We start from the raw sequence: 9,537 nt of genomic DNA on the forward strand, positions 1-9,537 counted from the left end.
CACGGCGTCGTGGCTAGGGCAAGGACAGGGGTACGCGCGCTCGGCGCGGTGCTGGCAGCGGTACTCGGAGCCTCCCTCGCGGGATGCAGCAGCACGGGCGGCAAGCGCGCGGAGGACGCCCGCAAGGCCCAGGCCGCGGCCGGCAAGGCAGCCGTCACCACCCCCCGCTGGACCTTCGCCATGGTCACCCACTCCGGCGACGGCGACACCTTCTGGGACATCGTCCAGAACGGCGCCGAGCAGGCCGCGGTCAAGGACAACATCAACTTTCTGTACTCGCACAACGACGAGGGCCAGCAGCAGGCCCAGCTCGTCCAGACGGCGATCGACAAGAAGGTCGACGGGCTGATCGTCACACTCGCCAAGCCCGACGCGATGAAGGACGCCATCGCCAGGGCCGAGAAGGCCGGCATACCGGTGATCACCGTCAACTCGGGCTCCGAGCAGTCCAAGGCGTACGGCGCGCTCACCCATATCGGCCAGGACGAGACGATCGCCGGCGAGGCAGTCGGCGACGAACTCGACAAGCGGGGCAGGAAGAAGGCCCTGTGCGTGCTGCACGAGCAGGGCAACGTCGGCCATGAACAGCGCTGCGCCGGCGCGAAGAAGACGTTCGGCGGCCAGTTGCAGAACCTGTACGTCGACGGCACCAACATGCCGGACGTCCAGGCGTCCATCGAGGCGAAGCTCCAGTCGGACCGTTCCATCGACTCCGTCGTCACGCTGGGCGCGCCGTTCGCGGACGCCGCCGTGCAGGCGAGGAAGACCGCGGAGAGCAAGGCCGAGGTGGACACCTTCGACCTGAACGCCAAGGTCGCCGCCGGCCTGAAGGCCGGGACGCTCGGCTTCGCCGTCGACCAGCAGCCGTACCTGCAGGGGTATCAGGCCGTGGACCTGCTGTGGCTCTACAAGTACAACGCCGATGTACTCGGCGGCGGGCGGCCCGTCCTCACCGGACCGCAGATCATCACCAAGACGGACGCCGCCGCGCTGGAGGAATACACGGAGCGGGGGACCCGATGAGTGCGACCGCACCACCTGCCGGCACCCGGCAGCCCGACAAGCCCGGCACAACGGATGAACGGCTGCTGCGCACCTCGCCGTTGCGCAAACTGATGGGCCGGCCCGAGCTGGGCTCGGTCGTCGGCGCCGCCGCGGTCTTCATCTTCTTCTCGATCGTGGCGGACTCGTTCCTGCGGGCGTCCAGCCTCTCCACCGTCCTGTACGCGGCATCGACCCTCGGCATCATGGCCGTGCCGGTCGCGCTGCTGATGATCGGCGGCGAGTTCGACCTCTCGGCCGGCGTGCTGGTGACCAGCTCCGCGCTGATCTCCGCGATGTTCAGCTACCAGATGACGGCGAACGTCTGGGCCGGCATCTTCGTCTCGCTGCTGGTGACGCTCGCGGTCGGGGTCTTCAACGGCTTCATGCTGACCCGTACGAAACTTCCCAGCTTCATCATCACGCTCGGTACGTTTCTGATGCTGACCGGCCTCAACCTCGGCTTCACCAAGCTGATCAGCGGCACGGTCTCGACCAGGTCCATCGGCGACATGGAGGGCTTCGCCTCGGCGAAGAAGCTCTTCGCCTCCCAGCTCACCCTCGGCGACGTCACGCTGAAGGTGACCATCCTGTGGTGGTTCGCCCTGGTCGCGCTGGCCACCTGGATCCTGCTGCGCACCCGCTTCGGCAACTGGATCTTCGCGGTCGGCGGCGGCGCGGAGGCGGCCCGCGCGGTCGGCGTCCCGGTCAACAAGACCAAGATCGGCCTGTATATGGGCGTCGCGTTCGCCGCCTGGATCTCCGGCCAGCATCTGCTGTTCTCGTTCGACGTGGTGCAGTCCGGCGAGGGCGTCGGCAACGAGCTGACGTACATCATCGCGGCCGTCATCGGCGGCTGTCTGATCACCGGCGGCTACGGCTCCGCGATCGGCTCGGCGGTCGGCGCGTTCATCTTCGGCATGACCAGCAAGGGCATCGTGTACGCGGAGTGGAACCCGGACTGGTTCAAGTTCTTCCTCGGAGCGATGCTCCTTCTGGCCACCCTGCTCAACGCATGGGTCCGCAAGCGTGCGGAGGCAACCAAATGACCGCCCTCGTCGAGCTGGACAACGTCAGTAAGTACTACGGCAACATCCGTGCCCTGGAAGGCGTCTCGCTCGAGGTTCACGCCGGGCAGATCTCGTGCGTTCTCGGCGACAACGGCGCGGGCAAGTCCACCCTGATCAAGATCATCGCGGGGCTGCACCGGCACGATTCGGGCACGTTCCTCATCGAAGGCGAGCAGACGAGCCTCGCCAACCCGCGCGAGGCTCTGGACCGAGGTATCGCCACGGTCTACCAGGATCTCGCCGTCGTACCGCTGATGCCGGTCTGGCGGAACTTCTTCCTCGGCTCCGAGCCGACGAAGGGCGTCGGTCCCTTCAAGCGCCTCGATGTCGAGCTGATGCGCGAGACCACCCGGTCCGAACTGCTGCGCATGGGCATCGACCTACGCGATGTCGACCAGCCCATCGGGACGCTGTCGGGCGGTGAGCGACAGTGCGTGGCGATCGCCCGGGCCGTCTACTTCGGCGCGAAGGTCCTGGTGCTGGACGAGCCGACGGCCGCGCTCGGGGTGAAGCAGTCGGGTGTGGTGCTGAAGTATGTGGCAGCGGCACGCGACGCGGGACTGGGCGTGGTGCTGATCACCCACAACCCGCACCACGCGTATCTGGTCGGCGACCGCTTCGTACTGCTCAAGCGCGGCTCCATGTCGGGAAGCCACACCAAGGACTCGGTCACTCTGGATGAGCTCACCCGCCAGATGGCCGGCGGCAGCGAGCTGGAGGACCTGCGCCACGAGCTGGAACGGGCGCCGGTGCCGACGCATCTGGGCGGACACCCGGTGAAGGACGACGGCCCGAACGCCTAGGGCCTGCGGCGGGCTGCCCCACCCCCTTCCGCAACGGGGGCTCCGCCCCGGGCCCTGCGCCTCAAACGGCGGCGAGGACGGATCTTCCCGCCGGACCGGAAACGTCAGCCCCTCCGGCGATTGAGGAGCTGGGGTCCCCCCACGCCGGGGGGCGTAGGGGGTGGGTCCCGGGGCGGAGCCTGCGGTAAACGGCACTCCATCCCGCCGGATGGCAGAATCGGCCCCGGTGGGCACTGCCCACCGCCGGGGACATGACAGCCCGCCGGCCCCCGCCCCCGAGACCCCGCAGGGACATGAGCACCTACCGCGACCTCGCGCACCGTGGCTCCGCACGCGCCACCGTCCTGAAGACCATCGGCACCCGCGAGCGGCGCTCGCACCTGACCGCGCCCCGCGTCCCCACCGTCGGCATCGACATCGGCGGTACGAAGGTGATGGCGGGCGTCGTCGACGCCGACGGGGTCATCCTGGAGAAAATCCGCACCGAGACGCCGGACAAGTCCAAGAGCCCGAAGGTCGTCGAGGACACCATCTGCGAGCTCGTCCTGGACCTCTCCGACCGGCACGATGTGCACGCCGTGGGCATCGGCGCGGCCGGCTGGGTCGACGCCGACCGCTCCAAGGTGCTCTTCGCCCCCCACCTGGCCTGGCGCAACGAGCCTCTGCGCGACGCCGTCGCGGCCCGGCTCGCCGTGCCCGTACTGGTCGACAACGACGCCAACACCGCCGCCTGGGCGGAGTGGCGCTTCGGCGCGGGCCGCGGCGAGGACCACCTCGTCATGATCACCCTCGGCACCGGAATCGGCGGCGCGATCCTGGAGGACGGTCACGTCAAGCGCGGAAAGTACGGGGTCGCCGGCGAATTCGGCCATATGCAGGTCGTCCCCGGCGGCCACCGCTGCCCCTGTGGCAATCGCGGCTGCTGGGAGCAGTACAGCTCGGGCAACGCCCTCGTACGGGAGGCACGCGAACTCGCCGCGGCCGACTCCCCGGTCGCGCACAGCCTCATCGACCGGGTCGGCGGCAATGTGGGCGACATCACCGGACCGTTGATCACCGAGCTCGCCCGCGACGGCGACGCAATGTGCGTCGAGCTCTTCCAGGACATCGGCCAGTGGCTCGGCGTCGGCATCGCCAACCTCGCCGCCGCCCTCGACCCCTCCTGCTTCGTCATCGGCGGCGGCGTCAGCGCCGCCGACGACCTGCTCATCGGCCCCGCCCGGGACGCCTTCCGGCGGCATCTGACCGGCCGCGGCTACCGTCCCGAGGCTCGCATCGTCAAAGCCCAGCTCGGCCCCGAGGCGGGTATGGTCGGCGCCGCAGACCTCGCGCGGCTCGTGGCCCGCCGCTTCCGCCGCGCCAACCGGCGCCGGTTGGAGCGCCACGAGCGGTACGAGCGCTATGCGCAGGCCATCCTTAACCCCAGCACTGCCCGCCCCACCCAGGAACCGTAGCCATGACCCTGCCCCACCAGCCGACGTCCCCGGACGAGAGCGCCCCTTCCTCCGAGGACCGGCGCCATATGCTCCTTCGCCGTTGGCTGACGGCGATCACCATCGTGCTGCTCGTCGGTATCCCGGCCGGCTATCTGGTCATCTCCGCGGAGCAGAGCCGCAACAGCGGCCGCGACAAGGAGTCGGAGTCCTCCGCGACCGGCCTGCGCGACAGCTGGCCCTCGCACATGAAGCGCCGCGTCTTCGAGGTGCCGATCCCCGCGAAGTCCACGGACGTCGCCTACTACGAGACGAGCAACTGGAAGACCAGCCGGTTGTACGTCCAGTTCCGCACCACGTCCGCCGGGCTCGACCGGTTCCTGAAGGGCGCGGGCACCAGCCGCTCCCAGCTCGACGACGGCGTGGTCACCATCAGCGCGCGCGACGCCGAGACGGTCGGCTGGGACTTCAGCGAGGGCGGTGACTGGGCGGGCACCACGCATGCGCAGAAGGACCCGCGGCCCTCGCAGGACATCACCGTGGACATGACCCATCTCTCCCGCCCCAAGGTGTATGTCGTGTCGACGGCGACCCCCTGACCGGAGGCCGCACTTTCACTCATTACCGTGGGGCAAGTGAGTGAGACGCAGATGCCCCCGAAGACCCTGCAGTACCGGATCGACGGTCCGGACGACGCCCCCGTGCTCATCCTGGGCCCGTCCCTCGGCACCACCTGGCACAGGTCGTAAAGGCCGTCCGGGGGCGTTCAGCCGGTCCAGGCTGAGGCCAAATGGGCAGGTCAGGACCATGTGGTCCGGTGGTGTCAACGCTGTTGGTGAGACCCGTGTGAGAGCCCGTGATAGGTGAGGAACCCCCGCTGGCTTGCCTGGCGGGGGGTCTGCGTGTGGCGACGGGTCGCGCGGTGGCGAGTTCGACGGGATCTTGGTTTTGCTGCGGCTCGCAGTTGGTTGGGACGGGGGAGGGGAGGCGGGTGCTGGGCGCGGTAGGCGCAGGAGCCGCCATCCCACGCCCCCGGTCGCTGCACATCCAGGCCCACGACGACATCGCCCTGATCGCAGCCCGCCTCCGCGTTCCTTGAGGGCGGGTGCGGGCGAGGGACGGTGGCAATGGAGTTGCGGGCCCCGTGGCGCGGGCGGCGGACACGGCCGTACCAACAGCGGGCGGTTGATGGAATCCGAGGCTATGCCCAGTGCGACGAGAACGGCGAGAATCGACGGGTGCTGTCCCAGAGCCGGGATCTGACTCGCGTGAGAGCGGACCGGGGTGTCTTGACACGGATGTGTCGATCTTGCGCGAGACCCCTGCCGCCGGACACTTGTGCGGGTGCCTGCGCCCGTGCCCTCGCTTGCGCCAGTGTCCGCGGAGGTGAACTTCCGGAACCTACCTGCGGAAGCCGTTCATATGACACTCCCTCAGCGTCCTGTTCGTCATGCTCCGAGACGGAACCTTTGCGAGCCACGCACGTCGGAAGCTACCCCCGCATGACCCACACAGGCTTGACGAAGGACATAGAGGCACCCCTCAGCCGCCCCCTCGAACAGTCATGCCTCGGTGGGGGTGTGGCCGGCTATGACCCGGGCTGTACGGGGCTGTCGCTGGGGTCCTTTCTAGGGGGCGGTTAAGGGTAGGGGCGTGGAGCTTTGTTGCGTAGCGTGTGACGGGCCATGGGATGCACTCCAGATGTGGTTCTTCCGGCGCTTTGTTCGCGCTGATGATTCTCCTTCCTATGGCACAGCTTTGAATTGAGCTGCTTCCCGGCGGGCGACGACGGCTGCGCGGGAGGGGCGGTTTTGTGCTGAGCGAAGAAGGGAAATCATGGACTCTTTGACTGAGGCGCTTCTCGAAGGCGCCTCGCCGGAGGAGCTGGAAAGGCAGACGCTTCCCGCCGAATATCTGGCCGCGCATCTGCGCGCGGAGGACGTCGGCATGTTCGGCAAAGTCGAAGACAAAGACGTCCGGAAGTCGCTGCACGTGGGAAACGTGGAGATGCCGGAAATCGCGCCCGACGAAGTGGTCGTCGCGGTGATGGCGAGCTCCATCAACTACAACACCGTGTGGTCGGCGACCTTCGAGCCGGTTCCCACCTTTGAATTCCTCAAGCGCTACGGCCGGCAGGGCGGCTACGCGGCACGCCACGACCTGCCGTACCAGGTGGTGGGTTCGGACGCGGCCGGGGTCGTGGTGCGGGTCGGCGCGGGGGTGCGGCGCTGGCGGCCCGGTGATCACGTGGTGGTCAGCTGCGTCCAGGTCGACGAGCAGGAGCCCGCGACGCACGCCGACGCGATGCTCGGCGCCGAGCAGCGGATCTGGGGCTACGAGACGAACTTCGGCGGCCTCGCCCACTTCACGGTCGTACGGGCGAGTCAGCTGCTGCCCAAGCCACCGCATCTGACCTGGGAGGAGTCGGCCGCCAATCTGCTGACCGCGGCCACCTCCTACAGGATGCTGGTCGGCGAGAACGGCGCGCGGATCAAGCAGGGCGACGTCGTGCTCATCTGGGGCGCCACCGGCGGCCTCGGCGCGTTCGCCGTGCAGCTGGTGAAGAACGCGGGTGGTATCGCGGTCGGCGTGGTCAGCTCCGAGCGCAAGGCGGAGACCCTGCGGCGGCTCGGCTGCGACGTGGTCATCAACCGCAACGAGATCGGGCTGGGCGGAGACGATCCGCTGACCCCGCAGCGCACCATCGAGCTGGGCAAGCGCCTCGGCCGGGCCATCCGGGCGGAGGTCGGGGAGGACCCGCATGTCGTCTTCGACTACATCGGCGCCGCGACCTTCGGGATTTCCGTATTCGTCGTACGCCGGGGTGGTGTGGTCGTCACCTGTGGTTCCAGCACGGGTTACCAGCACCAGTTCGACAATCGCTATCTGTGGATGAACCTGAAGCGGATCGTGGGCAGCCATGCGGCGAATCTCCACGAGCAGGCCGAGTGCAACCGGCTTTTCCGACTCGGTCATCTTTCCCCGATTCTCTCCGAGGTCTATCCGCTGCAGGACGTGGCGGAGGCCGCCCGGCTGGTGCAGACGAACAGGCACACCGGGAAGGTCGGGGTGCTCTGCCTGGCTCCGGAAGAAGGGCTCGGGGTCACGGACCCCGAACTGCGCTCGAAGATTGGTGAGGCACGGCTCAATCCGCTGCGCTCCGTATCGCCGGAAAGGGTTGCCTGAGATGTCGGAACGTGGAATAGGGATACTGTCGACCGGTTCTTATCTGCCCAAGGCGGAGATCGGCAATGAAGAGGTCGCCGAGCGCGTCGGTGTCACCGCCGAATGGATCGAGCGGAAGACGCAGATCCGGTCCCGCCGCTTTGCCGCCTCCGACGAGGCCACCTCCGACCTGGCCGCGCGGGCCGGCGCCGACGCCCTCGAGCAGGCGGGTCTGAGCGCCGACGAGATCGACTACATCATTGTCTCGACGTCCACCGGCGACTTCCCGCAGCCGCCGACGTCCTACCTGGTGCAGCATGCGCTGGGTGCGTATGGCGCCGCGTGCTTCGACGTCAATGTCGTGTGCAGCGGTTTTGTGTACGCGCTCGCCCTGGCCCGCAGCCTTGCGGCGCTCACCCCCGACACCCGTGTGCTGGTCATAGGCGCCGATCTGTACTCCCGGATCCTCGACTTCTCCGACCGCAAGACGGCCGTGCTGTTCGCCGACGGCGCCGGTGCCGCGGTGGTCGGTTCGGTGCCCGCGCCGTACGGAATCATCGGCATCGACCTCGCGAGCCGCGGCGACGCGCACCACCTGATCCGGGTGGAAGCCGGCGGCAGCAGGAACCCGGCGACGGCAGAGACCGTCGCGGAGGGCGGCCACTTCTTCAAGATGGACGGCCGCGGTGTACGGGACTTCGTCGCGGAGCACGTGCCACCGGCGCTGGTCGCGCTCGCGGGCCGAGCCGGCGTCGGGCTCGGCCAGGTCGACCACTTCGTACCGCACCAGGCCAACGGAGTGATGCTCAGCGAGGTCGTGGAGCGCGCAGGCCTGTCGAACGCGCGGACTCACCGGACGTTGAAGAAGTACGGAAACGTGGGGAGCGCGTCGGTCCCGGTCGCGCTCGACGAGGCCAACCGGACGGGCGCCCTGTCCGACGGAGACCTCGTGCTGCTCGCCGGATTCGGCGGCGGCATGTCGATCGGGGCGTCGCTGCTCACCTGGGGGACCGGAGCATGACCATCACTCTGGACACGATCAACGCCGCGGGCACCGACCTCGGCCCGGCCGCAGAGGCCGCGGAGGCCGCGGAAGCAGCCGAGATCGCGCGGCGGATCCGCCGTGTAGGCGTGGTCGGCAGCGGCATCATGGGCACGGGGATCGCCGAACTGTGTGCCAAGGCCGATTTGGACGTCACCGTGGCCGTCTCCTCCGACGCGTCGCTCGTCAGGGGGCCGCAGCAGCTCACCCGGTCGCTCGACCGCGGTCTGAGCAAGGGCAAGATCACTGAGGAGGAGCGGGACGCGGCGCTGGACCGGGTGGTCTTCACCCAGGATCTCGGCGAACTGGCCGACCGGCAGCTTGTGATCGAGGCGGTCAAGGAGCACGAGCCCCTCAAGCTGGAGCTGTTCACCACTCTGGACAAGATCGTCGAGGATCCCGAGGCGATCCTGGCGAGCAACACGTCCTCCATCCCGATCGTCCGGCTGGCGAGCGCGACCAGCCGCCCCGGCCGTGTCGTGGGGATCCACTTCTTCAACCCGGTACCGGCGCTCCCGCTGGTCGAGCTGATCGACTCAGTACTGACGGATCGTCACATCAGCCTGCGTGCCGCAGCATTCGTCGCCGACGTGCTCGGCAAGAAGCCGATCGGCTCGCCCGACCGGGCCGGCTTCGTGGTGAACGCTCTGCTGTTCCCCTACCTGCTCTCCGCCATCCGGATGGTCGACTCCGGCCTGGCCACCCCCGAGGTCATCGACCAGGGCATGGTCCTCGGGTGCTCCCACCCGATGGGGCCGCTGCGGCTGGCCGATCTGATCGGGCTCGACACCACCGTCTCGATCGCCGAGGCGATGTACGAGGAGTTCAAGGAGCCGCTGTACGCGCCTCCGCCGCTGCTGCTGCGCATGGTCGAGGGCGGCCTGCTGGGCAAGAAGTCCGGCCGCGGCTTCTACGCATACGCGTAACCACCACGGGGTCCGGCACCGTCCCGCCCCGCTGCAACCGAGCTATCCGAAGCACCT

The 9,537-nt window shown here is 68.5% G+C and carries 8 protein-coding genes; all 8 read left to right on the forward strand.

The genetic code is table 11. The features are described 5' to 3' along the window. Positions 1 to 9 precede the first annotated feature (9 nt). The 8 genes from J7E87_RS07625 to J7E87_RS07660 all read left to right on the forward strand — a co-directional run bounded on the left by J7E87_RS07625 (position 10) and on the right by J7E87_RS07660 (position 9,480). A complete protein-coding gene (locus J7E87_RS07625; RefSeq protein ID WP_215091216.1) occupies positions 10 to 1,023 on the forward strand; it encodes a sugar ABC transporter substrate-binding protein in 1,014 nt (337 codons plus the stop codon). Further along, positions 1,020 to 2,090 carry an ABC transporter permease gene (locus J7E87_RS07630; protein WP_215091218.1) on the forward strand — a complete coding sequence of 357 codons (1,071 nt, stop codon included), beginning with the start codon at positions 1,020 to 1,022 and terminating at the stop codon, positions 2,088 to 2,090. Before J7E87_RS07625 ends, J7E87_RS07630 begins: the two co-directional genes overlap by 4 nt. Then, positions 2,087 to 2,914: an ATP-binding cassette domain-containing protein gene (locus J7E87_RS07635; RefSeq protein ID WP_215091220.1), complete on the forward strand. Its 828-nt coding sequence runs from the start codon at positions 2,087 to 2,089 to the stop codon at positions 2,912 to 2,914. The genes J7E87_RS07630 and J7E87_RS07635 overlap by 4 nt, the downstream gene beginning before the upstream one ends. Positions 2,915 to 3,207: 293 nt before the next feature. Beyond that, positions 3,208 to 4,368: an ROK family glucokinase gene (locus J7E87_RS07640; RefSeq protein WP_215091222.1), complete on the forward strand. Its 1,161-nt coding sequence runs from the start codon at positions 3,208 to 3,210 to the stop codon at positions 4,366 to 4,368. Between the two features lie 2 nt (positions 4,369 to 4,370). Next, the gene (locus J7E87_RS07645) at positions 4,371 to 4,946 is read left to right on the forward strand and encodes a hypothetical protein (RefSeq protein ID WP_215091224.1); all 576 of its coding nucleotides are present in this window, start codon (positions 4,371 to 4,373) and stop codon (positions 4,944 to 4,946) included. A 1,237-nt stretch (positions 4,947 to 6,183) separates the two neighbouring features. Beyond that, on the forward strand, positions 6,184 to 7,533 hold the full coding sequence (ccrA, locus tag J7E87_RS07650) for a crotonyl-CoA carboxylase/reductase (protein ID WP_215091227.1): 1,350 nt from the start codon (positions 6,184 to 6,186) through the stop codon (positions 7,531 to 7,533). A 1-nt stretch (position 7,534) separates the two neighbouring features. Continuing rightward, positions 7,535 to 8,533: a 3-oxoacyl-ACP synthase III family protein gene (locus J7E87_RS07655; protein WP_215091229.1), complete on the forward strand. Its 999-nt coding sequence runs from the start codon at positions 7,535 to 7,537 to the stop codon at positions 8,531 to 8,533. Beyond that, positions 8,530 to 9,480: a 3-hydroxybutyryl-CoA dehydrogenase gene (locus J7E87_RS07660; protein WP_285427300.1), complete on the forward strand. Its 951-nt coding sequence runs from the start codon at positions 8,530 to 8,532 to the stop codon at positions 9,478 to 9,480. Before J7E87_RS07655 ends, J7E87_RS07660 begins: the two co-directional genes overlap by 4 nt. Positions 9,481 to 9,537 lie beyond the last annotated feature (57 nt).

Origin of the sequence: Streptomyces sp. ISL-1 (assembly GCF_018614585.1) — a bacterium.
GTDB lineage: Bacteria > Actinomycetota > Actinomycetes > Streptomycetales > Streptomycetaceae > Streptomyces > Streptomyces maoxianensis.

Excerpts from the sequence above, each read along its gene's own strand:
- J7E87_RS07630 (WP_215091218.1), top strand. The coding sequence starts at position 1,020 with ATGAGTGCGACCGCACCACCTGCCGGCACCCGGCAGCCCGACAAGCCC.
- J7E87_RS07655 (WP_215091229.1), top strand. The coding sequence starts at position 7,535 with ATGTCGGAACGTGGAATAGGGATACTGTCGACCGGTTCTTATCTGCCC.
- J7E87_RS07640 (WP_215091222.1), top strand. The coding sequence starts at position 3,208 with ATGAGCACCTACCGCGACCTCGCGCACCGTGGCTCCGCACGCGCCACC.
- J7E87_RS07635 (WP_215091220.1), top strand. The coding sequence starts at position 2,087 with ATGACCGCCCTCGTCGAGCTGGACAACGTCAGTAAGTACTACGGCAAC.
- J7E87_RS07660 (WP_285427300.1), top strand. The coding sequence starts at position 8,530 with ATGACCATCACTCTGGACACGATCAACGCCGCGGGCACCGACCTCGGC.
- ccrA (WP_215091227.1), top strand. The coding sequence starts at position 6,184 with ATGGACTCTTTGACTGAGGCGCTTCTCGAAGGCGCCTCGCCGGAGGAG.
- J7E87_RS07645 (WP_215091224.1), top strand. The coding sequence starts at position 4,371 with ATGACCCTGCCCCACCAGCCGACGTCCCCGGACGAGAGCGCCCCTTCC.